Raw genomic sequence first — 25,397 nt, 5'->3', positions numbered from 1 at the left:
AGTTAGCTGATATTCTACCACACTATGAGCAAAACACACTTAACCGAACAGAAGTTTTCCGACTTCGCCCTGCACCCGCTAGCAGTCGAAGCCCTTGAAAAGAAAGGGTTTCATTACTGCACGCCTATTCAGGCACTCGCATTGCCTATCACGCTCTCAGGACGTGATGTTGCAGGTCAGGCGCAAACCGGTACCGGCAAGACGCTGGCTTTTTTAGCGTCTACTTTCCATTATCTGCTTTCTAACCCGGCTGCTGAAGGTCGTCAGACCAATCAGCCACGTGCTTTAATTATGGCACCGACGCGGGAATTGGCGGTACAAATTCATTCGGACGCCGAAGCGCTCTCCGAATCCACCGGACTGAAACTCGGTCTGGCCTACGGCGGCGACGGCTACGACAAACAGCTTAAAGTGCTGGAAAGTGGCGTCGATATCCTGATCGGCACGACTGGCCGGTTAATCGATTACGCAAAACAGAACCATATTAATCTGGGTGCAATCCAGGTCGTGGTACTGGATGAAGCCGACCGCATGTTCGACCTCGGTTTTATCAAAGATATTCGCTGGTTGTTCCGCCGCATGCCGCCTGCGACTCAACGCCTGAACATGCTGTTCTCGGCAACGCTGTCCTACCGCGTTAAAGAGCTGGCGTTTGAAAACATGAACAACGCCGAATCGATTGAGATCGAACCGGAACAGAAAACGGGTCACCGCATCCAGGAAGAGCTTTTCTATCCTTCAAACGAAGAAAAGATGCGCCTGCTGCAAACCTTAATAGAAGAAGAGTGGCCAGACCGCTGCATTATCTTCGCCAACACCAAGCACCGCTGTGAAGATGTCTGGGGCCACCTGGCTGCCGACGGACACCGCGTAGGCCTGCTGACCGGCGACGTGGCGCAGAAAAAACGCCTGCGCGTGCTCGAAGACTTCACTAAGGGTGACATCGACATTCTGGTCGCAACCGACGTTGCTGCCCGTGGTCTGCACATTCCAGCCGTGACCCACGTCTTCAACTATGACCTGCCTGACGACTGCGAAGACTACGTTCACCGCATCGGCCGTACCGGTCGTGCTGGCCTGAGCGGACACTCAATCAGCCTGGCATGTGAAGAATATGCGCTGAATCTGCCGGCCATCGAAACCTATACCGGCCACAGCATTCCCGTCAGTAAATACAACAGTGATGCGCTTCTAACCGACCTGCCGGCACCAAAACGTCTGGCACGTACGCGCACCGGCAACGGCCCACGCCGTAATTCATCTTCATCACGACGCGGTGGCAATGCACCACGTAACAACCGTAAACGTTCGGGCTGAAAAAAATTATGCTGAGCTCCACCTCACTTTATGCAGCGATCGATCTGGGTTCCAACAGCTTTCATATGTTGGTCGTCCGTGAGGTGGCAGGCAGTATTCAAACTTTGGCCAGAATTAAACGCAAAGTGCGTCTGGCGGCCGGGCTGGATAAAAATAGTCACCTCTCCGCCGAAGCGATGCAGCGAGGATGGCAATGCCTGAAATTATTTTCCGAGCGTCTACAGGATATCCCGCGCGAACAGATCCGCGTGGTTGCAACGGCGACACTGCGCCTGGCAAAAAATGCCGATGAGTTTTTGAAAACCGCTGAAACCATTCTTGGCTGTAATATTCAGGTCATTAGCGGTGAAGAAGAAGCACGCCTGATTTATCAGGGCGTGGCCCACACCACCGGCGGTCCTGACCAGCGCCTGGTGGTGGATATCGGCGGCGGAAGCACCGAACTGGTTACCGGTTCAGGCGCACAGGCCAACACGTTGTTCAGCCTGTCTATGGGCTGCGTGACCTGGCTCGAACGCTATTTCACCGACCGAAGCCTGGTCAAAGAGAATTTTGACAAGGCCGAGCTAGCCGCAGTTGAAATGATTACCCCCGTCGCACCCGAACTGCTCGCCAACGGCTGGCAGGTCTGCGTTGGCGCGTCCGGTACGGTGCAGGCATTGCAGGAAATCATGGTGGCGCAGGGGATGGACGAACGGATTACCCTCTCCAAGCTACAGCAGCTCAAACAGCGTGCCATTCAGTGTGGCAAGCTCGAAGAGCTCGAAATTGAAGGGCTCACGCTTGAGCGTGCACTGGTGTTCCCAAGCGGGCTGTCCATCCTAATTGCTATCTTCAAAACGTTGAATATTGAATCCATGATGCTGGCGGGTGGCGCGCTGCGCGAGGGTCTGGTGTACGGCATGCTGCATCTGCCCGTTGAACAGGACATTCGTCAACGCACCCTGCACAACCTGCAACGCCGCTATCTGCTCGACGTTGAGCAGGCGAATCGCGTTGCGGCGCTTGCCGAGAACTTTTCCGTTCAGGTGTCAAACACCTGGCAGCTGGATGCCCGCGCCCGTGAGCTGCTGGCTAGCGCCTGTCTGATCCATGAGATTGGGCTGAGCGTTGATTTCAAGCAGGCGCAGAATCACGCAGGTTACCTGATTCGTCATCTCGATTTACCCGGTTTTACTCCGGCGCAGAAAAAACTGCTGGCAACGCTGCTGCAAAACCAGAGCAATAACCTGGATCTGCCGCTGCTTAACCAGCAAAACGCCCTGCCGCCGCGTCAGGCCGAGCGTCTGTGTCGCATCATGCGACTGGCGATTATCTTCGCCAGCCGTCGTCGTGATGACACGCTGCCTGCGGTTCGCCTGCGGGCTAATGATGATGAGTTGAACGTGTTAGTGCCTCACGGATGGCTGGAACAGCATCCGCTGCGGGCCGAAGAGCTGGAGCAGGAAAGTCATTGGCAAAGTTACGTCCATTGGCCGCTGTTCATAGAAGAAGCCAGCAAATAAACGACGTTCATGCAATATAATTAACGTATCAGGGAGCCTTAGGCTCCCTTTTTCTTGGCCTCGGCCAGCTGAGCGCGGATCTTCTCCAGATGGCTCTGTCCCTTCACCATCCTCTCCTGTGGCGACACCACTTTACGCTCGCTTTCCCAGGCCAAATCATCCTGCGGTAATTCATGCAGGAAGCGGCTTATCTCCGGGCGGATCAGCTCGCCGTACTGCCTGCGTTCACGGCAGTGGCTGAAAATCAGCTCTTTCTGCGCACGGGTAATGCCGACGTAGGCCAGTCGCCGCTCTTCATCGACGTTGTCCTCATCCATACTGCTTTGATGCGGCAACAGCCCCTCTTCCATGCCAATCAGAAACACATAGGGAAACTCCAGCCCCTTAGAGGCGTGCAGCGTCATCAGTTGGACCTGATCCAGCTCCTCTTCGCTCTCACCGCGCTCCATCATGTCGCGCAGCGTGAAGCGGGTCACCACCTGAGTCAGCGTCATCGGCTCATCGAGGTCGCTGCCTTCGAGCATTTCCGTCATCCAGCTGAACAGCTGATTGACGTTTTTCATGCGCATTTCCGCCGCTTTCGGGCTTGGCGAGGTTTCGAACAGCCAGCTTTCGTAATCCATGCCGTGAATCAGATCGCGAACGGCGGCGATGGGTTCGCGCTCGGCCAGTTCGGCGATATTGCCCATCCAGTGAGTGAATCGCTGCAATGCCTCGAGTCCCCGGCCGGTCAGATACTGGCTCAGTCCTAAGTCGAAGCTCGCCTTGAAGAGGCCTTTATTGCGCTGGTTAGCCCATTCACCGAGCTTTTGCAGCGTTGCGGCACCAATCTCACGCCGTGGAGTGTTGACGATGCGCAGGAAGGCGCTGTCGTCATCAGGATTGGTCAGCACCCGCAAATAAGCCAGCAGGTCTTTGATTTCAGGCCGCGAGAAGAACGACGTACCGCCAGAAATACGGTAGGGAATACGGTTCTGCATCAGCATCTTTTCAAACAGCCGCGACTGGTGGTTTCCGCGATACAGAATGGCGTAATCGCCGTAATTGGTTTTTTTGACAAACCGGTGCGCAATCAGCTCACCCACCACGCGCTCTGCCTCGTGATCTTCATTATTGGCGGTAATCACCTTCAAGGGTTCGCCATAGGCCAGCTCGGAGAACAGCCTTTTCTCAAACACGTGCGGGTTGTTGGCAATCAGGATGTTGGCAGCCTTGAGGATACGCTGCGACGAGCGGTAGTTCTGCTCAAGTTTGATAACCTGCAACGCGGGGAAATCCTCTTTTAGCAGCACCAGGTTTTGCGGACGCGCACCGCGCCACGAATAGATTGACTGGTCGTCGTCGCCGACCACGGTAAAGCGAGCGCGATTGCCCACCAGCAGTTTAACCATCATGTACTGGCTGGTGTTGGTGTCCTGATATTCATCGACCAGCAAATAACGCAACTTATTCTGCCAGCGCTCCCGTACCTCCTCGTTGCGCTGAAGGAGCAGCGTCGGCAGCAGGATCAGATCGTCGAAATCGAGGATGTTACAGGCGCGCATGTGGTCGTGATACAGGCTATAACAGTGGGCAAAAATCTTGTCGCGTTCGGAACGCGCAGTCTTCGCCGCCCCCGCCGGGTCGATAAGATCGTTTTTCCAGTTGGAGATCGTCGAGATCAACTGTTGCAGCAACGCCTTGTCGTTTTCGAGCCATTTTTCACTGAGTTCTTTCAGTAACGCCAACTGGTCCTGATCGTCAAACAGCGAGAAATTGGATTTCATGCCGAGTGCTGCGAATTCGCGTTTTATGATTTCCAGTCCCAAGGTATGGAAGGTAGAAATCAGTAGCCCGCGCGACTCTTTTCGCCCCAGCGTTTGCGCGACGCGCTCTTTCATCTCGCGTGCGGCCTTGTTGGTAAAGGTCACGGCGGCTATATGACGCGCCTGGTAGCCGCATTCACGGATCAGGTGAGCGATTTTGTTGGTGATAACCCGCGTTTTACCCGAGCCGGCACCGGCCAGCACCAGGCAGGGTCCGGTAACAAATTCGACGGCATGTTGTTGACTGGGATTTAATCGCATTGGGTTAATTCTGCTCACTTGATAGACGCGGGACGGCGATTGTAGCAGAAACTTCCGCCAGAAAAGACAGTCAAAAGTGTAAGGTTCAGCGGTAAGACGGCATTGTGCGGTCCACATCCGACGTGGCAAATGTTACATTACGCCCCTGAGCAGTCTTTGATTAATCTTATCTAAAGGTCCCTTATCATGGCGAATACCGCTTCTGCACTACACATCCTGGTGGATGACGAAAAGAAAGCCAACGAGCTGCTGGCTCAGCTGCAACAAGGCGCTGATTTCCAGGAACTGGCACGCAAGCACTCAAACTGCCCGTCCAAGCGCGACGGCGGTTCACTGGGTGAATTCCGCAAGGGTGACATGGTGCCAGCTTTCGATAAAGTGGTCTTCAGCGGTGAACTGCTGAAACCTCTTGGCCCGGTTAAGACCCAGTTCGGTTACCACCTGATCAAGGTTCTGTACCGCAACTAAGTTTGCTCCACAGAACGCAGTAAAAGAAAAAGCACCGCCAAGGCGGTGCTTTTTTACTTTTTATTATCGGGTACAACCGTAACGCGTAAACCGGTATTAGCTTGCTACTGCGATACGTTTCATGTCGGTCATGTAGCCGCGCAGCTTGTGGCCAACCGCTTCGATAGCGTGGGCACGGATAGCTTCATTCACGTCGCGCAGCTGAGCATTGTCAACCTCGGTCGCGGCAACAGGTTTACCCAGGTCGCCCGCTTGCAGGGTAGTCATGAACTCTTTCAGCAGCGGTACTGCCGCGTTAGCAAACAGGTAGTTACCGTATTCTGCGGTGTCAGAGATAACCACGTTCATTTCGTACAGACGCTTACGTGCGATGGTGTTCGCAATCAGCGGCAGCTCGTGCAGTGATTCGTAGTAAGCGGATTCTTCGATGATGCCAGAGGCCACCATGGTTTCGAACGCCAGCTCAACGCCTGCTTTCACCATGGCAATCATCAGAACGCCGTGGTCGAAGTACTCTTGCTCAGAAATTTTGCCTTCGAACTGTGGTGCGTTTTCGAATGCGGTTGCGCCGGTCTCTTCACGCCAGGTCAGCAGTTTAACGTCGTCTGCCGCCCAGTCAGCCATCATACCGCCAGAGAACTCACCAGAGATGATGTCATCCATGTGTTTCTGGAACAGCGGAGCCATGATTTCTTTCAGCTGCTCTGACAGTGCGAAGGCACGCAGTTTAGCCGGGTTAGACAGACGATCCATCATGAGGGTGATGCCACCCTGCTTCAGGGCTTCGGTGATGGTTTCCCAGCCGAACTGCAACAGTTTTTCTGCGTAAGCCGCGTCAACACCGTCAGCAACCAGTTTGTCGAAGCACAGCAGAGAACCCGCCTGCAGCATACCGCACAGTATAGTCTGCTCGCCCATCAGGTCAGATTTCACTTCCGCAACGAATGAAGATTCCAGTACGCCCGCGCGGTGACCACCGGTCGCCGCAGCCCAAGCTTTAGCAATCGCCATGCCTTCGCCTTTCGGGTCGTTTTCCGGGTGAACAGCAATCAGCGTAGGTACGCCGAAACCGCGTTTGTATTCTTCACGAACTTCTGTACCAGGGCATTTCGGAGCCACCATCACTACGGTGATGTCTTTACGGATTTGCTCGCCAACTTCAACGATGTTGAAGCCGTGTGAGTAACCCAGTGCCGCACCGTCTTTCATCAGAGGCTGAACCGCTTTAACCACCGCGCTGTGCTGTTTGTCTGGCGTCAGGTTAACAACCAGATCCGCCTGAGGGATCAGCTCTTCGTAGGTACCGACTTTGAAGCCGTTTTCGGTCGCTTTACGCCATGAAGCACGCTTCTCGGCGATCGCTTCTGCACGCAGGGTGTAGGAAACGTCCAGACCGGAGTCACGCATGTTCAGACCTTGGTTCAGGCCCTGTGCGCCACAACCAACGATCACCACTTTTTTACCCTTTAGGAAGCTGGCTTCATCGGCGAATTCATCGCGAGCCATAAAGCGGCACTTGCCTAATTGCGCCAACTGCTGACGCAGGTTCAATGTGTTGAAATAGTTAGCCATGGTAAAACTCCGTTGCGATTGGGGTTGTTAGTACAAAATTGTTGAGCCCTGAATGATTCGAGTCGCAGGAAGGCGGCAAGTTCGTGAGTCCCCGTGGACTTACTCAGGTAAGTGACTGGGGTGAACGAGCATAGCCAATGCATCTGCAGCTTGAAGCATGACGGGTTGCTGTGAAATCACTATATGTCATGCGTTGCATTGCTTAAATTGATATATTACGAAGATGATATTGCATTTTATGCAACGTAAAATAATCCACAGCAAACGCATGACATAGTCGGGAAAAACTTATGGACTTACGCGATCTGAAACTGTTTTTAAATCTGGCAGAAAGCCGGCATTTCGGGCGTTCCGCCAAGGCGACGCACGTCAGCCCGTCGACCCTCTCTCGACAAATTCAGCGGCTGGAGGAAGAGCTTGGGCAGGCGCTGTTTCAGCGTGATAACCGCACGGTGCAGCTCACGCAGGCAGGCGAACAGTTAAAAATCTTCGCCCAGCAAACGCTGTTGCAGTACCAGCAGCTGCGTCATGCGATGGGGCAACATGGCCCGACGCTCTCCGGCGAACTGCGGTTATTCTGCTCGGTGACCGCCGCCTATAGCCATCTGCCGCCGATACTCGACCGCTTCCGCGCCCAGCATCCGCTGGTTGAAATCAAACTGACCACCGGCGATGCCGCCGATGCGGTCGAAAAAGTACAGTCTACCGAAGCCGACCTCGGCATAGCCGGGCATCCTGAAACACTGCCTTCAAGTATAGACTTTACACCGATTGGTGAGGTCACGATGGCGCTGATTGTTCCTTCGCTGCCCTGTGCGGTGAGAACGCAGGTCACGCAGACTTCACCGGAATGGTCACAAATTCCGTTTATCATCCCCGAGCATGGACCGGCGCGTAAACGCATCGACAGCTGGTTTCGTCAGCATAAATTGAATAACCCACTGATTTACGCCACGGTTTCCGGTCATGAAGCGATTGTGTCCATGGTGGCATTGGGCTGCGGCGTAGCGCTAATCCCCGTGGTCGTGCTGGAAAACAGCCCAGACCTGATCCGCAATCGTATTGCGGTGCATGACAACGTGACCATCGGTGCACCGCTGCCGTTAGGCGTGTGCGTGCAGCGTAAACGCCTCAATGAACCGTTGATCGAGGCATTCTGGCAGTCGCTATTGCAGGTGGAACTGAAGCTGTAGTGCGGATCGTTTTTGCGCTTAAAGATCGGCGGGATCGACCTGTTTCAGGGTTTCTACGCGCATTAACCAGTGATAAAGCGGTTCAAGCCGTTGAAAAAATTTGACAAGCTCGTCCACCAGCGTCGGGCTAAAAAGCTTTTCGACGTGAAGGTCCGTCGCCATTACTGCGAATGATTTACGGTTGTACCAGGTGGCAATCTCGGGGTTTTGTTCTTTCACCAGCGGGCGTTTATAACTTTCCCCCACCAGTTCGAACGGCGCACGGCAACATTCGGCTACCTCAAGGAAAAGCTCAGGCTGGCGATGTAAGGTATGGCGGAACAGGTCCATGGTCTGCTTGTTGGCGCTGTAGTAACCCAGTCCATAGCGCAGCAAGTCCGGTCCCAACTCGAAGAAATAAACCGGTGCGTCCTTCCAGTCTTTGCTTGGACGCTTGAACGTCAGCCACATACGGCTGCGATAACGGCTTTTGTCGTGTGAGAAACGCGTGTCGCGATGAATACGCGACAGCGTTTTACCGATGGCGGGACGAGTCTCGAACTGCGGATCAATGGCCAGCATGGTCGCACTCAGTGCCTCGACCAACGCCCGAAACGGCGTGAGCAGTTCTTGGTCGTACACCTGTCGATTTGCCTCAAACCACTCTTTGTCGTTTTCAATCCGCACCTGCTGAAGGAAATTCAACCCTTGCTGACTGAAGCCATTAAACGCAGTACTCATACGCCGTCCCTGTTTTAATTTTTATTGCTCGCTATCCCTGCAGGAAGAACCTGAAGGCAGGATTATCCGATTCGTTATGACAGTCATAACCGAGCGCTGAGAGGTTCTTCTCGAACTCCGGCTCCTGATCCGTCAACTCGAACGCTGCCAGCACGCGACCAAAATCGGTGCCGTGGCTGCGATAGTGGAACAGCGAGATATTCCAGTGCGTCCCCAGCGTGTGCAGGAATTTCAGCAACGCGCCCGGCGACTCCGGAAACTCGAAGCTGTAAAGACGCTCGCGCAGCGGCTTGCTCGGGCGACCGCCGACCATATAACGCACGTGCAGCTTGGCCATCTCGTCGTCGGACAAGTCCACCACCTGATACCCGCCGTCGTTCAGCAGATCGATGATTTCCTTACGCTCCGCATGACCGCGCGTCAAACGCACGCCGACGAAGATGCAGGCATTGTCGGCATCCGCGTAGCGATAATTGAACTCGGTCACCGAACGACCGCCGAGCAGCTGGCAGAAGTTCAGGAAACTGCCCTTACGCTCAGGAATGGTCACCGCCAGCAAGGCCTCACGCTGTTCTCCCAGCTCACAGCGTTCAGACACATAGCGCAAGCCGTGGAAGTTAACGTTAGCCCCCGACAACACGTGAGCCAGACGTTCGCCCTGAATATTATGCTCCTGCACGTACTTCTTCAGACCGGCCAACGCCAGTGCGCCCGAAGGCTCGGCGATGGCACGGACGTCTTCAAACAGATCTTTCACTGCGGCGCAGATGGCATCGCTGTCAACGGTTATCACGTCGTCGAGGTATTCACGGCACAGGCGGAAGGTTTCGTTGCCGATACGCTTCACGGCCACGCCCTCGGCAAACAGCCCGACGCGCGCCAAATCAACCGGCTCACCGGCGTCCAGCGCGGCACGCAGGCAGGCAGAGTCTTCGGCTTCGACGCCGATGACCTTGATTTGCGGCATCAGCTGCTTAATCAATACCGCTACGCCCGCCGCCAAACCGCCGCCGCCAACCGGGACAAAGACCCGGTCAAGGTGTGCATCCTGTTGCAGCAGTTCCATCGCCAACGTGCCCTGTCCGGCGATAACCGCCGGATGGTCGAACGGTGGCACAAAGGTCATGCCCTGAGCCTGTGACAGCTCAAGCGCCTTAGCTTTGGCTTCGTCAAAGTTGGCGCCGTGCAGCAGCACCTCGCCGCCAAAATTACGCACCGCATCCACTTTGATATCGGCGGTCGCAACCGGCATCACAATCAGCGCCTTGATCCCCTTGCGGGTAGCCGACAAGGCAACGCCCTGCGCGTGGTTACCGGCCGAAGCCGTAATCACACCGCGCGCCGCCTGCTCTTCCGTCAACCCGGCAATCATTGAATAAGCGCCGCGCAGTTTAAAACTGTGCACCGCCTGACGGTCTTCTCTTTTGACCAGAATGGTGTTTTCCAGACGGGTCGAGATTTTTTCCATGACCTGTAACGGGGTGACCTGCGCCACCTCATAAACGGGTGCTCGCAACACTGCGCGCAGATATTCTGCTCCGCAGGGTTGATCGGGCAGAGGTTGTGATACCGCCATGCAGTTAGCCTCCCAGCTTACTCTTGTCGCGAATTGCACCTTTGTCGGCGCTGGTCGCCAGCAGCGCATAGGCACGCAGGGCGAAGGAAACTTCACGCACGCGGTCTTTCGGCGTCCAGGCTTTGTCGCCGCGGGCCAGCTCGATTTCACGACGCGCAGCCAACTCGCTGTCTGCCACATCCAGCACCATACTGCGGTTAGGGATGTCGATATCAATCATGTCGCCGTCCTGGACCAGGGCAATCAGACCGCCACTGCCCGCTTCAGGAGAAACGTGGCCGATGGAAAGACCCGAGGTACCGCCTGAGAAACGGCCGTCGGTGATAAGCGCACAGGCTTTGCCCAGCCCCATCGATTTGAGATAGGTGGTCGGATACAGCATTTCCTGCATGCCTGGGCCGCCTTTAGGTCCTTCATAACGGATAACAACCACATCGCCGGCAACGACTTTACCGCCGAGGATAGCCTCAACCGCGGCGTCCTGGCTTTCGTAGACTTTGGCCGGGCCACGGAAGGTCAGGTTTTCTTCGTCAACGCCTGCGGTTTTCACGATACTACCGTCGATAGCCATGTTGCCGTAAAGCACGGCCAGACCGCCTTCTTTGCTAAACGCATGGTCGATAGAACGGATACAGCCGTCGGCGCGGTCGTTATCCAGCGTGTCCCAGCGGCAATCCTGTGAGAACGCTTTGGTGGTACGAATACCGGCCGGGCCAGCGCGGAACATTTTCTTCACGGCTTCGTCTTGGGTCAGCATGATGTCGTACTGCTGTAGCGTTTCCGGGAATTTCATTTCCAGCACGTTATAGACGTCGCGGTTCATCAGGCCAGCTCTATCCAGCTCGCCCAAGATGCCCCACACGCCACCGGCGCGGTGAACGTCTTCCATGTGATATTTCTGCGTGCTTGGCGCGACTTTACACAGGTGTGGAACCTTGCGGGACAGCGCGTCAATGTCGGTCATGTTGAAATCGACTTCGCCTTCCTGCGCGGCGGCCAGCAGGTGCAAAATAGTGTTGGTCGAGCCGCCCATGGCGATATCAAGCGTCATGGCGTTTTCGAATGCAGCCTTAGTGGCAATGCTGCGCGGCAGCACACTTGCGTCGTCTTTTTCGTAGTAACGTTTAGCCAGGCTAACGATGCGCTTACCGGCAGACAGGAACAGCTCTTTACGGTCGGCGTGAGTCGCCAGCAGTGAGCCGTTGGCCGGCTGGGACAGGCCCAGAACTTCGGTCAGGCAGTTCATCGAGTTGGCGGTAAACATCCCGGAGCAGGAACCGCAGGTCGGACAGGCAGAACGTTCAATCTGCGCGCTGTCGGCGTCACTGACGTTAGGGTTCGCGCCCTGAATCATCGCATCGACCAGATCGAGCTTGATGATTTTGTCTGACAGCTTGGTTTTACCGGCTTCCATCGGGCCACCTGAAACGAAGATCACCGGAATGTTAAGGCGCAGAGCGGCCATCAGCATTCCCGGAGTGATTTTGTCGCAGTTGGAGATACAGACCATGGCATCGGCGCAGTGCGCGTTCACCATGTACTCCACCGAGTCGGCAATCAGTTCGCGAGAAGGCAATGAATACAGCATGCCGCCATGGCCCATGGCGATCCCGTCATCTACGGCGATGGTGTTGAACTCTTTCGCCACACCGCCGGAGGCTTCGATTTGTTCTGCGACCAGTTTCCCCATGTCACGCAGGTGAACGTGGCCCGGGACAAACTGGGTAAAGGAGTTTACGACGGCAATAATCGGTTTATTGAAATCGTCATCGGTCATCCCGGTGGCGCGCCATAATGCGCGGGCGCCGGCCATGTTGCGGCCTTGAGTCGTGGTAGCGGAACGGTACTTTGGCATGCTCTATTCACTCCAATTAATACTTTTATGTGGGCGGCGAAACCGCCGCCCACGGAATATATTTTTAGTCTTATGCAGGGTTTACTGGATCCAACCAACCGTATTTGTCTTCGGTTTCACCGGTGAACAGACCAAAGAACGCGCTCTGGATTTTCTCGGTAATCGGACCACGTTTGCCCGCACCCACCTGGATGCCGTCTACGCTGCGAACCGGGGTGATTTCAGCCGCGGTGCCAGACATGAACACTTCGTCGGCCAGGTACAGAGATTCACGAGACAGAACCTGCTCGCGCACTTCGATGCCCAGATCCTTCGCCAGCTTGATGATAGCGTCACGGGTGATGCCCGGCAGTGCAGACGAGGTGAATGGCGGAGTGAAAAGAATACCGTCTTTCACTTCGAACAGGTTCTCGCCCGCGCCTTCAGAAACGTAGCCGTTCACGTCCAGTGCGATACCTTCCTGATAACCGTGGCGGCGCGCTTCGCTGCCCACCAGCAGGGAGGACAGGTAGTTACCGCCCGCTTTTGCTGCGGTTGGAATGGTGTTGGCCGCTACGCGGTTCCATGAAGAAACCATTGCATCGATACCGTTTTCAAGCGCTTCTGCACCGAGGTACGCGCCCCATGGGAACGCCGCAATGATAACGTCAGTTTCATAACCGTCCGGCGGGTTAACGCCCAGACCCACGTCACCGACGAAGACCAGAGGACGGATGTAGGCGCTTTTCAGGTTGTTTTTACGCAGTACCGCGCGACAGGCTTCCATCAGTTCTTCAACGGACTGTTTTACCGGGAAACGATAGATTTTTGCAGAGTCGTGCAGACGTTGCATATGTTCACGATGACGGAAAACCACTGGTCCTTTGTGCGAGTCGTAGCAACGGACGCCTTCAAATACGGAGGTGCCGTAGTGCAGTGCGTGGGACATGACGCTAACCTTGGCGTCTTCCCATGGAACCATCTCGCCATTGAACCAAATAAAATCAGCTTTCTTCGTAGACATTTCTCAATTCCTTACTTACGCGTTGGCGCGCATTTGTTGGTTAGTTTGTTGTGATGTGTGTTGTTGGACTTCGACGCTGGCGACGTCCATAAGCTTGCTTAACTGTACTGACAGTAAATCTACGGACCGCAGGCTGGCAACGGTCAATTCGATATTAATATTCTCTTCGTTGACCATCGTGCTCATGTTCATGGCGCAGACCTGGAATCCACGGTGACGAACGACGCGCAGTACGCGCTCCAGGACTTCTGGACGGAAACGAGCCTGAATCGAGACGTTGTGCTGCATCATGACATTTTCTCCAACATGGTTTCGTTGCCTGCACCCGGCGGTACCAGTGGCCAGACATTCTGATTTTCGTCGATGGATACCTGAAGCAGGTACGGGCCTTTGCTATTAAAGAAAGCGTCCAAGGCTGCGTCGACTTGGTCTTTACGGCTGATACGTTGGCCCGGGATATCGAATGCGCTGGCCAGCGTAATAAAATCGGGGTTATCTGAGAGGTTGGTTTCACTGAAGCGTCCATCAAAAAACAGTTCCTGCCACTGTCGAACCATCCCTAATCGCTGGTTATCCAGCAGCAGGATTTTCAGCGGCAACTGTTTTCGCTTGATGGTACCCAGCTCCTGTACGTTCATCATGAAGGAACCGTCACCAGAAACGCAGATAACCATATCGTCGGGGCGAGCCACCTGTGCACCGACTGCGGCAGGAACGCCGAAGCCCATTGTTCCAAGACCGCTCGAGGTGATGAAGTTCTCGGGACGTGAGAAGGTCATATGCTGCGCGGTCCACATTTGATGCTGGCCCACGTCAGTCGTCACCACGGTATTGGCATCCATGCGATCGGAAATTTGTTTGAGTAACAGCGGGGCATAAATGGCTTCACCCGGATGGTCATAACGCCACTCGCCGGCCGCTTTCGACGTCATGACTTCATCACGCCATGCGTTGATTGATAATGGCTGTTCCAGCGCAGGCAGCAGGGTCTGCAGGGAACCCTGTAGTGCAACGTGCGCCTGGCGCAGTTTGTTTAATTCGGCCGGGTCGATATCCATGTGGATAACGCTGGCGTTTGGCGCGAAGGTGTTCAGCTTGCCGGTCACGCGGTCGTCGAAACGTGCACCGACGGCGATCAGCAGGTCGCAGGACTGAACCGCCATATTGGCAGCTTTGGTGCCATGCATGCCCAACATACCCAGATAACACGGGTCGTTGGCATCAGGTGCGCCCAATCCCTTAAGTGTAGCAACACACGGAATTCCCGTGGCACGAATAAATGAGCGCAGAGCAGTAACCGCGCCGGCCATCCCTACACCACCGCCGACGTAAAGCATCGGTTTCTGCGCCTTGGCAATCATGTCGTAAGCCTGCTGCAGTTCGGTGGTTGGATGCGGCATCTCTTGCTCGACGGGCATCAGGTGGGGGGGCAAATCACCGACCGCGAGCTGAATGTCTTTCGGGATGTCGATCAGAACCGGGCCCGGACGACCGCTGTTGGCGATAGCGAAGGCTTCGGCCATGATTTCCGGCAGCGCCTCGAGGGATTCAACCAGAAAGCTGTGCTTGGTGCAGGCCAGAGACAGGCCCAATACGTCGATTTCCTGGAATGCATCGGTACCTATCATCGCAGAGCCTACCTGACCGGTGATGGCGACAACAGGAACAGAGTCCATGAGCGCGTCGGCCAGGCCGGTTATCAGGTTAGTTGCACCCGGACCGGAGGTGGCAATACATACGCCAACCTTGCCGGTAGAACGGGCATACCCGATAGCGGCCATTGCCGCGCCTTGCTCATGACGACACAGTAGGTGTTCCACGCCGCCATCGTAGAGTGCATCGTATACTGGCATAATTGCTCCGCCAGGATAGCCAAAGACCATATCCACCCCTTGCGAACGCAACGCTTGTACTACCCACTGTGCTCCATTCATCTTATTCCCCTGCCTTTTTGTCATTAGCGCAGAATATTATGCTGTTGTTCATATTTTCTCCCGCCTCATTCCGCTACATTTTTACCTGGCTAAAAAAAAACCCCCGGACCTTTCGGTGCGGGGGTTCTTTTCAGCTTCAGGCTTGTTTAGTAAGCCTTTCTTCGTCCAAGTGCAGCCCCGCACGGTGGGATAATAATCACCACCACACGAATTACGACTAGGCTTAGCACGAGGACGAGAGCTTTCATTTTTTGGGTTCTTAAATTCTTCTTACGAACGATTGCCTACAGAGTTATCACAGTTATAAGTTCAATGACAACACTTTTCTTTCGTTACCATCTCAGGTTTCTGTACAAAAAATCACAAAAAACTCAGGGTTATCAGGCTCTGGAGCCGACATCTGAGGCTTTAGCATTTGATGCTGCATTTATAACCTTGCCCTGAGTATCGCGCCCGAAGAACACTAGTACCGAAATAACTATTGCCACGGTTCCGGCGACCATCGCCATCGCTAATCCGTAATTGTGACCATGACTTTCTGCGATGTAAGCCTGAAGCGTAGCGTTGACCGAGGCAATCAGATTACCCAATTGGTAAACAAAACCTGGCAGCACGGCGCGCGTATTGGCCGGCACCAGCTCGGTCAAGTAGGTCGGGATAACGCCCCAGGCACCCTGCACCATAAACTGCATCAGGAATGCGCCGATGCCCAGAGTCCAGGAGCCGCCCGCGAAGGCCCACAGCGGCAACACCGGAAGCGACAGCAGCGCCGCGATGATAATGGCTTTTTTACGGCCAATACGCTCGGACAGCGTACCGAAAGTCACCCCACCGATAATCGACGCGATGTTGTAGCAGATAGCAATAATACTCACCGTGTGCGCATCAAAGCCATGCTGGACCTTGAGGAAGGTCGGATAGAGATCCTGAGTGCCGTGGCTGAAGAAGTTAAACGCCGCCATCAGCACCACCAGGTAAACGCAGAGTTTCCAGTGGGACTTTAACACCGGCAATAACGCCGTGCTTTCATGACGCTCGCGCGCCGCCAACCAGACCGGCGACTCCTGAACTTTGAAGTAAATAAACGGCAGCAGCAGCACCGGCACCGCGCCGATGACGAACATACCGCGCCAGCCGACTACGCTGTAAAGCAAGCCATAGACCACGCCTGCCAGCAGGTAACCGAACGGATAACCGGCCTGAAAAATACCTGACATTAGACCGCGCGAACGGTCAGGAATGGTTTCCATCGCCAGTGACGATGCAACACCCCAGACTCCGCCCATCGCCACGCCGTAAATCACCCTGAGGATCAGGAAAACGGTCAGTGAAGGGGCCGCCGCAGTGCACAGCTCGAAGAATGAGAAAAACAGGATGTTAACCATCAGGACCGGTTTGCGGCCAAACTTCTCCGCTGCGCGACCAAACAGCAATGCGCCGATCGGCCTCACCGCCAGCGTTAACAAAATAGCTAAAGTAACGTCTTTTATATCAACGTGATATGAGGTTGCGATATCGCTTAATAAGAAGACCAGTAGGAAGAAGTCAAAGGCGTCGAGTGTCCAGCTAAGAAAGCTGGCGATGGCGACATTGCGTTGTCGGGAAGTCCAACCAAACATGTGATTTACCTTATTCGAATAGGTAGGGGGAAGCTGCTACAGAGAAGATGTATTTGTTTATTTATTGTTAAATACACATGTTTAATTAATACACGGCGGCCAAATTACCAGCAAGATCATTAGCCAGCTAATGTGTATCCAAAAAAGACCGAGTGTTAATGAGTGTTTCTACACGTTTGGAGACGCTTCCCAGGCAAGATGTCGTGTGACGTTGGTTGCAGAAAAAGATTGCGGCAGATGATAGTAAACAAGGGGTTGCCGATACCATAAAACATCAGGCTTACGATAATGGCTTTTTGAAGTTCACAGGGAGGCCGCATGTCGCTCTCGGTAGTCAATACTCGCGCCTCGCTGGGCGTGGTTGCCCCTCGCGTCTCGATCGAGGTTCATATTAGCAACGGATTGCCCGCGCTAACGCTGGTCGGACTGCCCGAAACCACGGTCAAAGAGGCCCGAGATCGGGTGCGCAGTGCGCTCATCAACTGCGGGTTTACCTTTCCGCCCAAACGTATCACGGTGAATCTTGCACCGGCAGATTTACCCAAAGAGGGCGGCCGCTATGACCTTCCTATCGCATTAGCGATTCTCGCGGCCTCTGAGCAACTCACTACCGACAGGCTGGGAGAATATGAGTTTATTGGCGAGTTAGGGCTTTCTGGTGCGTTACGTGGCGTTAATGGCGCTATTCCGTCGGCTATCGCGGCCCAACGTGAGGGAAGACGGCTGATTTTACCCGTGGATAACCAACGTGAGATGACGCTGCTGGCGCAAAATACCGTGTGGGTCGCCGACCACCTACTGCAGGTTTGTGCCTTTCTACAGGGCGAAGGGGAGCTTCAGGAGGTCGAAAGAGCCGCGGAGCTGCTGCCAGAACCTCCAAGCGGTGACTTGAGCGATATCATCGGTCAGGAGCAGTCAAAACGCGCCCTGGAAATTGCCGCCGCAGGCGGGCACAACCTGCTGCTGCTCGGGCCACCCGGTACCGGCAAAACCATGTTGGCGAGCCGTCTGCCGGGTATTCTGCCGCCGCTGACTCAGCAAGAGGCGCTTGAAACTGCGGCAATAGCCAGTCTGGTCTATTCGCCCGACAAACAAAACGAGGGGCAACCGGGGCCACAGTTGGCCTATCTGCGACAGCGCCCTTTTCGCGCACCGCACCACAGCATTTCGCTCAATGCGCTGGTCGGCGGCGGCTCTATTCCGCGACCGGGGGAGATCTCGCTGGCGCACAACGGCGTGCTATTTCTTGACGAACTGCCGGAATTCGAGCGCAAGGTGCTTGATGCCCTGCGACAGCCGATGGAGTCGGGAGAAATCACCATTTCCCGCACTCGGGCCAAGGTCGACTTTCCGGCGAGGATGCAGCTTATCGCCGCGATGAATCCTAGCCCGACGGGACACTATCAGGGTCAGCATAATCGCACACCGCCGCAGCAGATATTGCGTTATCTCAGTCGGTTATCCGGCCCCTTTCTTGACCGTTTCGATCTCTCGCTGGAGGTGCCAATGCTGCCACCCGGGCTGCTGAGTCGCCAGCATCAACAGGTAACGCACATCGCAGAGGAGAGCAGCGAACAGGTCAGAGGGAGAGTGATTGCCGCGCGTGAAATTCAGTTAAGTCGAGCAGGCAAACTCAATGCCCACTTAAGCAGCCGTGAAGTTCAGCAATTTTGTAAATTGAGCCGTGAAGATGCGGAGTTTTTGGAAAGTGTGTTACAAAAGCTGGGACTGTCGGTCAGGGCGTGGCATCGCATTCTGAAAGTGGCAAGGACTCTGGCAGATCTTAATCACCAGTCGACTATCGAAAAAGCACATATTTCTGAAGCATTAAGCTATCGTTGTATGGATCGACTATTGTTAACATTGCATAAAAATCTGGCATAAAAAAACGGGGACAAGCCCCGTTTTGTTAATCGTCGCTGTCGGTGTAATCTTCCACCGCGTCAGCCTGCGGTTTTCCGCCTGACAACGTATGGAATTTCTTCGGGCGACGGGTGCGAATAATATATTTATTCCACACTTTCTCAGCGTCAGTTGCTGGCTCGCGGGTACCGCGGCAAACATCCAGAAACAGCTTTTCTTCTTCGGTTACCGGTTCGCGTTTTCCCAGGTCCAGCTCGTTGAAAGCATAGCCGTAACGTTCTAGCAATTGCGCTTCTTTAATGGTGAAATCGCCATGCCGGGAGAACCCGCGAGGGTAATGTTTATTGTCAAAAAAACGATTTGTCGTGGTGAAGCTTTCCGCCATCTGACACGCTCCTAATTCATTCATGGTCGTGCTGTTATGGCGCGGAGTATTAGATAGGCTTGACAATCTGTAAAACAAAACATTTAAATCTTAACGACAAAAAATTTTGGAGATGGTAGTGGACACGGAATTACTGAAAACCTTTTTGGAGGTCAGTAGAACTCGTCACTTTGGTCGGGCGGCTGAATCTCTGTATTTGACCCAGTCGGCGGTGAGCTTTCGCATACGCCAGTTAGAGACTCAGCTCGGGGCAAATTTATTCACTCGCCACAGAAACAACATACGTTTAACGCCCGCAGGAGAGCGTCTGCTGCCCTACGCAGAAAACCTGATGTCGACGTGGCAATTGGCAAAAAAAGAGGTTGTGCGCTCTTTACAGCACACTGAACTGTCAATTGGGGCGACAGCGTCACTTTGGGAGTCCTATTTAACACCGTGGCTGCAGGCGTTATATCAGCAGCGTGAATCATTGCGCCTCGAGGCAAGGGTCGCACTGCGCCAGTCGCTGGTAAAACAGCTGCATGAAAGACAGCTCGATTTACTCATTACCACCGAACCCCCAAAGATGGACGAACTGTCTAGCCAGCTGCTGGGTAATTTTTCGTTACGTCTTTTTTGCGCCAATAAACACGATAAAACTGCGCAGGGGGCGTACATCAGGCTGGAATGGGGCGCAGACTTTCCACAGCAAGAAAGCAGAATGCAGGCAAACGAGCAGGAACCGGTGTTAACGACCACCTCGGCGCATCTAACGCGTCAGCTGCTGGAGACCACCGGCGGATGCGCCTTCCTCCCAGGCCACTGGGAGAAAGACTATCCACAGTTGACGGTTTATCCCGACGTACCGCCGGTAATAAGGCCGCTGTATGCCGTATGGCTGCAAAACAGCGACCAGCAGGTGCTCATCAGACAACTGCTTAAAATACCGATGGATACTCAATATTAAGGCATTTTCGGCGACGATCACGTCGTTTTAAGCTGCGGATGGCGGGCTCGCCGTGTGGTCCAATAAGAGCCCATTCCTTTTTGCAGCGCGATGAAGATAAACAGCAAAATCCCCATAACGATTTTGGTCCACCACGAGCTTAGCGTCCCGTCGAAGGTGATATAGGTCTGAATCAGACCCTGAATCATCACCCCGAACAGGCTACCCAGCACGGTGCCTACGCCCCCACTCAAAAGCGTTCCGCCAATCACCACGGCGGCAATGGCGTCCAGTTCCACGCCGCTCGCGGCCAGCGCATAGCCCGCCGAGGTATAGAGCGAGAAAATAATCCCCGACAGGACGGCCAGCGTGCTCGAGAGCGTGTAGATAGCAATGATGGTCTTTCTGACAGGGACGCCCATCAGGCCGGCCGAGTGGATGTTGCCGCCTATCGCATAGACGTTATTACCAAAGCGTGTTCTGTGCGCGAGGATAATCCCGACGGCCACCACGCAGAGCATCACCAGTGCCAGCAGGGTAAACCGCCCGCCTCCTGGGACTTTCCAGGCATAGTTAGCAAGGGTGGCGTAAAGCGGGTGATTAATCGGCAACGACTCCTCTGACAGGATAAAGCTCATACCGCGTACGAAGAACATGCCCGCCAGCGTAATAATAAACGCCGGGAGTTTTAGGGTGTCGATTATCCAGCCCATCAGTGCACCAAAGAACGCCCCCATGACCAACACGATAGCAAAGGCCAGATAAGGCGGCACCCCGTAGTCACCAATCAGCTTTGCCAGCGCGACGCCGGTAAAGGCGATAACTGAGCCTACCGAGAGATCGATACCGCCGGACAGAATCACGAAGGTCATACCCACCGCAACAATACCGAGAAACGCATTATCCGTCAGCAGATCGCAAATCACGCGGGTAGACGCGAAGCCGGGGAACTGGGTAAAACAGTATGCGTACCCTGCAATAAAAACCAGAACGGTTATCAACAGCGGGAGATTACGCTTGAGCATTATTCCTTCCTCCTAAACACACTGCTGAGAGATACGCGAGGGGACTGCACGACCAGCACGGCTAACACCACGATCGCCTTAAGTACCAGATTGAACTCAGGTTTAAACCCGGAGAGGAGGATGCCAGTATTCATTCCCTGAATGATCAGCGCGCCAACCAGAGAGAGCAGCAGATTAAAACGCCCGCCGAGCAGCGAACCGCCACCGATAACCACGGCCAGAATGGCGTCCAGCTCCAGCCACAGGCCAGCGTTATTAGCATCGGCCCCGCGAATATCTGCCGTCACAATCACTCCCGCGACCGCAGCGCATATCCCACAAATGACATAGACCGCAATCAGCACCAGACGCGCATTGACGCCCGCATTATAAGAAGAGCGGAGGTTGATACCCACCGACTCGATAAACAGCCCGAGTGCGGTTTTACGCGTTAATAACCACAGCAAAATCAACATCACAGCAGCAATGATCACCGGCATTGGCAGCGTAAACAGCGATCCACTCCCGAACTGCGACAGGCCGTTATTCTCAAAGGTGACTATCTGCCCCTCAGTGATAAGCTGGGCAATTCCGCGACCGGCAACCATAAGCATTAGCGTTGCCACGATCGGCTGTATCTGTAAAACCGCCACCAGGAAGCCGTTCCACAGTCCACAGGCGGCGCCCACCGCGACGGCAGCCAGCAAAACAACCAGCAACGGATATCCTTGTACCGTCATGGTAGCGGCCGTCGCCCCGGCAATCGCCATCACCGCCCCAACAGACAGGTCAATGCCACCGGTCGCGATGACCAGCGTCATACCGAGTGCAAAAATGGCGACCGGTGCGCCACGGTTAAAAATATCGACCAGGCTGCCAAACAGTCGACCATCCTGTAGGTGAATGTTGAAAAAACCGGGTGCGACGAGGCTATCAATCACCAGGATAGCCAGAAATGCCCCGACCTGTATTGACCCCTTGGGAAATACCCAGCGGACCTTGCGCGGCCTTCCCGTCATCGGCAGACTCCTGTTCGTCATGGAAATCCCCTTATTGGACCGCGATCGCGGTCATAATGGCTGGAACCGAAATCTGATCCTGCTCGATTTGCGTAATATGGCGTCTGTCACGCAGCACCACTATCCTGTCGGCATAACCCGCCAGCTCTTCAAGTTCCGAAGAGATGACCAGCAGCGCCAGCCCTTCGTCACACAGCTGCTCAATCAGACGAATAATTTCGGCGTGTGCACCGACATCAATACCGCGTGTCGGCTCATCCAGGATCAGGAAACGCGGCTGCGTCGCTAACCAGCGTGAAAGCAGGACCTTTTGCTGATTTCCACCGGACAGGTATTGGATTTCCTGTTCGGCGCTCGGCGTACGGATGCCCAGCAGCTTGATAAACTTCTCGGCAATCTGGTTCTGTTCCTTCATTGACAACGGACGAAGCCAGCCGCGCTGTGCCTGCAAAGCCAGAATGATATTTTCGCGTACCGTGGCCGCGCCGATAATGCCGTCCGTTTTGCGATCTTCAGGGCAATAGCCAAATCCCAGTTTCGCCGCCTTGCGCGGAGTACGAATCGTCACGGGCTTTCCGCTCACCGTCGCAGTGCCGGTGTCGTGACTCTTGATGCCGAAGATAAGCTGCGCCGTCTCGGTACGCCCTGAACCCAGAAGCCCGGCAAGACCGACTATCTCACCGCGTTTGACGTTGAGGTCAAAATTCTCGACCAATCCACGTCGGCCATAATTTTTAAAATCAACCAGAGGATCGCCGGTCACGGCACGATGTTCGCCGCGCTTGAGCAGCGCTTCGTCAAAGCTGTGCCCCAGCATCATGGGCACCAGCTCGATGCGCGGCAGATTACGCGTTTCCGAGGTTCCAACCAGCTTGCCGTTACGTAATACGGTAATGCGATCGCTGATGCGATAAACCTGGTCGAGGAAGTGAGTGACAAACACCATACCCATACCTTTGTCGCGCAGCTGCATCAGAATATCGAGCAGCATGTTGACCTCTTTGGCATCAAGGCTGGCGGTGGGCTCATCAAGGATTAGGACCTGGGCAGAAAGATCGACCGCCCGTGCAATGGCGACAATCTGCTGAATGGCAATGGAATAGTTTGCAAGTGGCTGGCTAACGTCGAGATTAAGGCCATAGCCGGTAAGCAGTACCTGGGCCTGTTTATCCATCTGGCGCTGATTTACCAGCCCAAAACGGGTAGGTTCTCGGCCAATGAACAGATTGGCGGCCACCGAGATATTCGGCAGCAGGTTCACTTCCTGATAGACGGTGCCAATGCCCAGCGCTTGAGCATGCGCGGTATTGGTGGCTTCAATCGGCTCACCGTTTAGCAGCACGGTACCCGCTGAGCGTTTATAAACACCGGTCAACGCCTTGATAAGCGTTGATTTTCCTGCGCCGTTTTCTCCTAATAATGCAACAATTTCGCCGCGATTGAGCGTGAAATCGACTTTTTCCAGCGCCTTCACGCCGGGGAACTCAACGGATAAACCGCGAACGTCGAGTAAGGTTGTTGACTGAAGATTATCCATGAGACTCTCTACCCCGACTGCATGCGCACGATAACGGCTGGATGGGCAAAATGGGATGATAAAACCGGCTCCGTGCTAAGTCAGAGCCGGTACACAGGCTTAGTAGCCCATGTCTTTTTTCATGTCATACTCTTTCTGGGCCATGTCTGGCAGCACGAGCGTGGACTGGGTCTGAATAAACTTCGGAGGCTGAGTACCGTCTTTTTTCATCTTAATCAGCGCATCGAACGCCGGGCCTGCCATGTTTGGCGTCAGTTCGACCGAAGCGTTAGATTCCCCGTTAAGCATGGCCTTATAGATATCCGGTACGCCGTCGATTGAGACGACCTTGATCTGCGATCCCGGCTTCAGGCCAGCCTCTTTGATTGCCTGGATGGCTCCAATTGCCATGTCATCGTTATGTGCATACACGGCGCAGATGTTTTTGCCGTTTTGCTCAGCCTTGATAAAACTCTCCATCACCTGCTTACCCTGACTACGCGTAAAGTCTCCGGACTGCGAGCGGATAATTTTCACATTTGGCGCTGACGCTATGGCATCGGCAAAACCTTTTTTACGATTGAGCGCCACGCTGGCCCCCACCGTGCCCTGTAGCTCAACGACATTACACGGTTTGCCAGCAACCTCCTTAACCAGCCAATCTCCCGCGACTTTGCCCTCGTGAACGCTGTCAGAGGCTACCGCTGCGGTGTAGAGAGAGGGATCGCTTACCTCGATAGTGCGGTCAAGCAGGAACACCGGGATCTTCGCCTCTTTTGCCTCTGTCAGCACTGGCGTCCAGCCGGTAGCGACCACGGGGGCGATAAAGATGGCGTCAACACCCTGCGCGATAAACGAACGTATCGCCTTGATTTGGTTCTCTTGTTTCTGTTGGGCATCCGCAATTTTCAGAGTGATCCCGCGTTTTTGCGCTTCGAGTTTAGAGACTTTTGTTTCCGCAGAACGCCAGCCCGATTCAGAGCCTATCTGAGAAAAACCCACGACCAAAGGTGCCGCCTGAACGGCTCCACAGAATGCCGTTGCGACCGCGGCTGCCAGCAATAAACGTTTATACATTGTTATTTCCTCGCGTGTAGTCTGAGCTACTTTTTGTTGCGTCTTGTAGGGTGCAGCATAGATAGAGATACGCCAAAACCGAGTTTTATCGGTGAGCAGAGCTCTACCCGATGACACTTAGTTTTAGACCATTGCAGGAATGGGGGGTTGAGCGCGGTCACATAGATGATTAACAATCAATTCGTGCATGTATTCAGCTAAAAGATCACAACAATTGGGGAGTAAAAAAGGAGAAATGGCGGGGAAATATGAGGCCAGAGTGAGCGTTATATGGAAAATAAAGAAAAATCAGGGAATTTTTTAGGCAATAAACGAGAGGTATTTGAGCAGAAAGAGGACTTTTTATAGGTTTTCGAGCTGTGTTTAGAGGGTTCAAAACGAAAAAAACCCCTCGCTTTCGCGAAGGGTTCTTATATGGCAGGGGCGGAGAGACTCGAACTCGCGACACCCGGTTTTGGAGACCGGTGCTCTACCAACTGAGCTACGCCCCTAAATCTGCTTACTATTATGCCTGCTAAATTTTAGCAGGCATAATTTAAATTAGTGGCGGAACGGACGGGGCTCGAACCCGCGACCCCCTGCGTGACAGGCAGGTATTCTAACCAACTGAACTACCGCTCCACCGGTTCTTTCACTCACAACAGACAATCGGTCTGTTATCAGTTTGTTCCTTGTATTTTTCCTTGTCAGGGGAAAAAGGAACGAATTTGATGCCTGGCAGTTCCCTACTCTCGCATGGGGAGACCCCACACTACCATCGGCGCTACGGCGTTTCACTTC

General features: G+C 54.3%; 21 protein-coding genes and 2 tRNA genes. 6 read left to right on the top strand and 17 right to left on the bottom strand.

What is annotated here, in order from left to right:
• The first annotated feature begins 24 nt into the window (after positions 1-24).
• Together rhlB and gppA are read left to right on the top strand one after the other, a co-directional pair.
• Positions 25-1,317: an ATP-dependent RNA helicase RhlB gene (rhlB, locus tag BS640_RS10075; protein WP_017492508.1), complete on the top strand. Its 1,293-nt coding sequence runs from the start codon at positions 25-27 to the stop codon at positions 1,315-1,317.
• Positions 1,318-1,325: 8 nt separating this feature from the next.
• Complete coding sequence (gene gppA / locus BS640_RS10070; protein ID WP_017492507.1) at positions 1,326-2,822, top strand: guanosine-5'-triphosphate,3'-diphosphate diphosphatase; 1,497 nt, start codon at positions 1,326-1,328, stop codon at positions 2,820-2,822.
• 38 nt (positions 2,823-2,860) lie between these two features.
• On the opposite strand, the gene rep is transcribed toward gppA, so the two are convergent.
• On the bottom strand, positions 2,861-4,888 hold the full coding sequence (rep, locus tag BS640_RS10065; RefSeq protein WP_084912501.1) for a DNA helicase Rep: 2,028 nt from the start codon (positions 4,886-4,888) through the stop codon (positions 2,861-2,863).
• A 186-nt stretch (positions 4,889-5,074) separates the two neighbouring features.
• Between rep and ppiC the strand changes: the two genes are divergently transcribed.
• Positions 5,075-5,356, top strand: a complete 282-nt coding sequence (gene ppiC / locus BS640_RS10060; RefSeq protein WP_017492505.1) for a peptidylprolyl isomerase PpiC — start codon at positions 5,075-5,077, stop codon at positions 5,354-5,356.
• Positions 5,357-5,452: 96 nt separating this feature from the next.
• Here the strand turns inward: ppiC and ilvC are convergent, their stop codons facing one another.
• Entirely contained in the window at positions 5,453-6,928 is a 1,476-nt protein-coding gene (gene ilvC / locus BS640_RS10055) for a ketol-acid reductoisomerase (RefSeq protein ID WP_017492504.1), read from the bottom strand.
• A gap of 290 nt (positions 6,929-7,218) precedes the next feature.
• Between ilvC and ilvY the strand changes: the two genes are divergently transcribed.
• Positions 7,219-8,121 (top strand): HTH-type transcriptional activator IlvY, encoded by a 903-nt coding sequence (gene ilvY, locus BS640_RS10050; RefSeq protein ID WP_017492503.1) that lies wholly within the window; start codon positions 7,219-7,221, stop codon positions 8,119-8,121.
• 18 nt (positions 8,122-8,139) lie between these two features.
• On the opposite strand, the gene BS640_RS10045 is transcribed toward ilvY, so the two are convergent.
• From BS640_RS10045 to BS640_RS10010, 8 genes are all read right to left on the bottom strand, one after another.
• Entirely contained in the window at positions 8,140-8,841 is a 702-nt protein-coding gene (locus tag BS640_RS10045) for a DUF2461 domain-containing protein (RefSeq protein ID WP_084912500.1), read from the bottom strand.
• 31 nt (positions 8,842-8,872) lie between these two features.
• The gene (ilvA, locus tag BS640_RS10040) at positions 8,873-10,417 is read right to left on the bottom strand and encodes a threonine ammonia-lyase, biosynthetic (protein WP_017492501.1); all 1,545 of its coding nucleotides are present in this window, start codon (positions 10,415-10,417) and stop codon (positions 8,873-8,875) included.
• Between the two features lie 4 nt (positions 10,418-10,421).
• On the bottom strand, positions 10,422-12,272 hold the full coding sequence (ilvD, locus tag BS640_RS10035; RefSeq protein ID WP_026110615.1) for a dihydroxy-acid dehydratase: 1,851 nt from the start codon (positions 12,270-12,272) through the stop codon (positions 10,422-10,424).
• Positions 12,273-12,342: 70 nt separating this feature from the next.
• Positions 12,343-13,275, bottom strand: a complete 933-nt coding sequence (locus BS640_RS10030; protein WP_017492499.1) for a branched-chain amino acid transaminase — start codon at positions 13,273-13,275, stop codon at positions 12,343-12,345.
• Between the two features lie 15 nt (positions 13,276-13,290).
• Positions 13,291-13,566, bottom strand: a complete 276-nt coding sequence (gene ilvM / locus BS640_RS10025) for an acetolactate synthase 2 small subunit (protein WP_017492498.1) — start codon at positions 13,564-13,566, stop codon at positions 13,291-13,293.
• The gene (gene ilvG, locus BS640_RS10020; RefSeq protein WP_026110614.1) at positions 13,563-15,209 is read right to left on the bottom strand and encodes an acetolactate synthase 2 catalytic subunit; all 1,647 of its coding nucleotides are present in this window, start codon (positions 15,207-15,209) and stop codon (positions 13,563-13,565) included. Before ilvG ends, ilvM begins: the two co-directional genes overlap by 4 nt.
• 146 nt (positions 15,210-15,355) lie before the next feature.
• The gene (gene ilvL / locus BS640_RS10015; RefSeq protein ID WP_081601417.1) at positions 15,356-15,457 is read right to left on the bottom strand and encodes an ilv operon leader peptide; all 102 of its coding nucleotides are present in this window, start codon (positions 15,455-15,457) and stop codon (positions 15,356-15,358) included.
• A 132-nt stretch (positions 15,458-15,589) separates the two neighbouring features.
• Complete coding sequence (locus tag BS640_RS10010) at positions 15,590-16,828, bottom strand: MFS transporter (RefSeq protein ID WP_017492496.1); 1,239 nt, start codon at positions 16,826-16,828, stop codon at positions 15,590-15,592.
• Between the two features lie 318 nt (positions 16,829-17,146).
• Here BS640_RS10010 and BS640_RS10005 point away from each other — a divergent pair, with 318 nt between their 5' ends.
• Positions 17,147-18,712 carry a YifB family Mg chelatase-like AAA ATPase gene (locus BS640_RS10005; RefSeq protein WP_084912499.1) on the top strand — a complete coding sequence of 522 codons (1,566 nt, stop codon included), beginning with the start codon at positions 17,147-17,149 and terminating at the stop codon, positions 18,710-18,712.
• Between the two features lie 25 nt (positions 18,713-18,737).
• On the opposite strand, the gene BS640_RS10000 is transcribed toward BS640_RS10005, so the two are convergent.
• On the bottom strand, positions 18,738-19,076 hold the full coding sequence (locus BS640_RS10000; protein ID WP_017494222.1) for a MaoP family protein: 339 nt from the start codon (positions 19,074-19,076) through the stop codon (positions 18,738-18,740).
• Positions 19,077-19,194: 118 nt separating this feature from the next.
• Here BS640_RS10000 and hdfR point away from each other — a divergent pair, with 118 nt between their 5' ends.
• Positions 19,195-20,022: an HTH-type transcriptional regulator HdfR gene (gene hdfR, locus BS640_RS09995; RefSeq protein WP_017494221.1), complete on the top strand. Its 828-nt coding sequence runs from the start codon at positions 19,195-19,197 to the stop codon at positions 20,020-20,022.
• 17 nt (positions 20,023-20,039) lie between these two features.
• Here hdfR and yjfF read toward each other — a convergent pair whose 3' ends face one another.
• The 6 genes from yjfF to BS640_RS09965 form a co-directional block, all read right to left on the bottom strand.
• Positions 20,040-21,026, bottom strand: a complete 987-nt coding sequence (gene yjfF, locus BS640_RS09990) for a galactofuranose ABC transporter, permease protein YjfF (protein WP_017494220.1) — start codon at positions 21,024-21,026, stop codon at positions 20,040-20,042.
• Positions 21,026-22,045 (bottom strand): galactofuranose ABC transporter, ATP-binding protein YtfT, encoded by a 1,020-nt coding sequence (gene ytfT, locus BS640_RS09985; RefSeq protein ID WP_139802806.1) that lies wholly within the window; start codon positions 22,043-22,045, stop codon positions 21,026-21,028. Before ytfT ends, yjfF begins: the two co-directional genes overlap by 1 nt.
• Before the next feature lie 10 nt (positions 22,046-22,055).
• Positions 22,056-23,561, bottom strand: coding sequence for a galactofuranose ABC transporter, ATP-binding protein YtfR (gene ytfR / locus BS640_RS09980; protein WP_017494218.1), 1,506 nt, complete (start codon positions 23,559-23,561; stop codon positions 22,056-22,058).
• Positions 23,562-23,660: 99 nt separating this feature from the next.
• A complete protein-coding gene (gene ytfQ, locus BS640_RS09975) occupies positions 23,661-24,617 on the bottom strand; it encodes a galactofuranose ABC transporter, galactofuranose-binding protein YtfQ (RefSeq protein ID WP_017494217.1) in 957 nt (318 codons plus the stop codon).
• A gap of 415 nt (positions 24,618-25,032) precedes the next feature.
• Positions 25,033-25,108, bottom strand: a tRNA-Trp gene (locus BS640_RS09970).
• A gap of 53 nt (positions 25,109-25,161) precedes the next feature.
• Positions 25,162-25,238 (bottom strand) — tRNA-Asp (locus BS640_RS09965).
• Positions 25,239-25,397 lie beyond the last annotated feature (159 nt).

The sequence above is a fragment of the Rouxiella badensis genome, assembly GCF_002093665.1.
GTDB classification, from domain to species: domain Bacteria; phylum Pseudomonadota; class Gammaproteobacteria; order Enterobacterales; family Enterobacteriaceae; genus Rouxiella; species Rouxiella badensis.
The sequence above is the reverse complement of the archived record's forward strand: the minus strand, read 5'-3'. Positions and strand labels throughout refer to the sequence as shown.

What these genes read in the sequence shown, in the direction of transcription:
- rhlB (WP_017492508.1), top strand. Translation starts at nt 25, where the DNA reads ATGAGCAAAACACACTTAACCGAACAGAAGTTTTCCGACTTCGCCCTG.
- gppA (WP_017492507.1), top strand. Translation starts at nt 1,326, where the DNA reads ATGCTGAGCTCCACCTCACTTTATGCAGCGATCGATCTGGGTTCCAAC.
- rep (WP_084912501.1), bottom strand. Translation starts at nt 4,888, where the DNA reads ATGCGATTAAATCCCAGTCAACAACATGCCGTCGAATTTGTTACCGGA.
- ppiC (WP_017492505.1), top strand. Translation starts at nt 5,075, where the DNA reads ATGGCGAATACCGCTTCTGCACTACACATCCTGGTGGATGACGAAAAG.
- ilvC (WP_017492504.1), bottom strand. Translation starts at nt 6,928, where the DNA reads ATGGCTAACTATTTCAACACATTGAACCTGCGTCAGCAGTTGGCGCAA.
- ilvY (WP_017492503.1), top strand. Translation starts at nt 7,219, where the DNA reads ATGGACTTACGCGATCTGAAACTGTTTTTAAATCTGGCAGAAAGCCGG.
- BS640_RS10045 (WP_084912500.1), bottom strand. Translation starts at nt 8,841, where the DNA reads ATGAGTACTGCGTTTAATGGCTTCAGTCAGCAAGGGTTGAATTTCCTT.
- ilvA (WP_017492501.1), bottom strand. Translation starts at nt 10,417, where the DNA reads ATGGCGGTATCACAACCTCTGCCCGATCAACCCTGCGGAGCAGAATAT.
- ilvD (WP_026110615.1), bottom strand. Translation starts at nt 12,272, where the DNA reads ATGCCAAAGTACCGTTCCGCTACCACGACTCAAGGCCGCAACATGGCC.
- BS640_RS10030 (WP_017492499.1), bottom strand. Translation starts at nt 13,275, where the DNA reads ATGTCTACGAAGAAAGCTGATTTTATTTGGTTCAATGGCGAGATGGTT.
- ilvM (WP_017492498.1), bottom strand. Translation starts at nt 13,566, where the DNA reads ATGATGCAGCACAACGTCTCGATTCAGGCTCGTTTCCGTCCAGAAGTC.
- ilvG (WP_026110614.1), bottom strand. Translation starts at nt 15,209, where the DNA reads ATGAATGGAGCACAGTGGGTAGTACAAGCGTTGCGTTCGCAAGGGGTG.
- ilvL (WP_081601417.1), bottom strand. Translation starts at nt 15,457, where the DNA reads ATGAAAGCTCTCGTCCTCGTGCTAAGCCTAGTCGTAATTCGTGTGGTG.
- BS640_RS10010 (WP_017492496.1), bottom strand. Translation starts at nt 16,828, where the DNA reads ATGTTTGGTTGGACTTCCCGACAACGCAATGTCGCCATCGCCAGCTTT.
- BS640_RS10005 (WP_084912499.1), top strand. Translation starts at nt 17,147, where the DNA reads ATGTCGCTCTCGGTAGTCAATACTCGCGCCTCGCTGGGCGTGGTTGCC.
- BS640_RS10000 (WP_017494222.1), bottom strand. Translation starts at nt 19,076, where the DNA reads ATGGCGGAAAGCTTCACCACGACAAATCGTTTTTTTGACAATAAACAT.
- yjfF (WP_017494220.1), bottom strand. Translation starts at nt 21,026, where the DNA reads ATGCTCAAGCGTAATCTCCCGCTGTTGATAACCGTTCTGGTTTTTATT.
- ytfT (WP_139802806.1), bottom strand. Translation starts at nt 22,045, where the DNA reads ATGACGAACAGGAGTCTGCCGATGACGGGAAGGCCGCGCAAGGTCCGC.
- ytfR (WP_017494218.1), bottom strand. Translation starts at nt 23,561, where the DNA reads ATGGATAATCTTCAGTCAACAACCTTACTCGACGTTCGCGGTTTATCC.
- ytfQ (WP_017494217.1), bottom strand. Translation starts at nt 24,617, where the DNA reads ATGTATAAACGTTTATTGCTGGCAGCCGCGGTCGCAACGGCATTCTGT.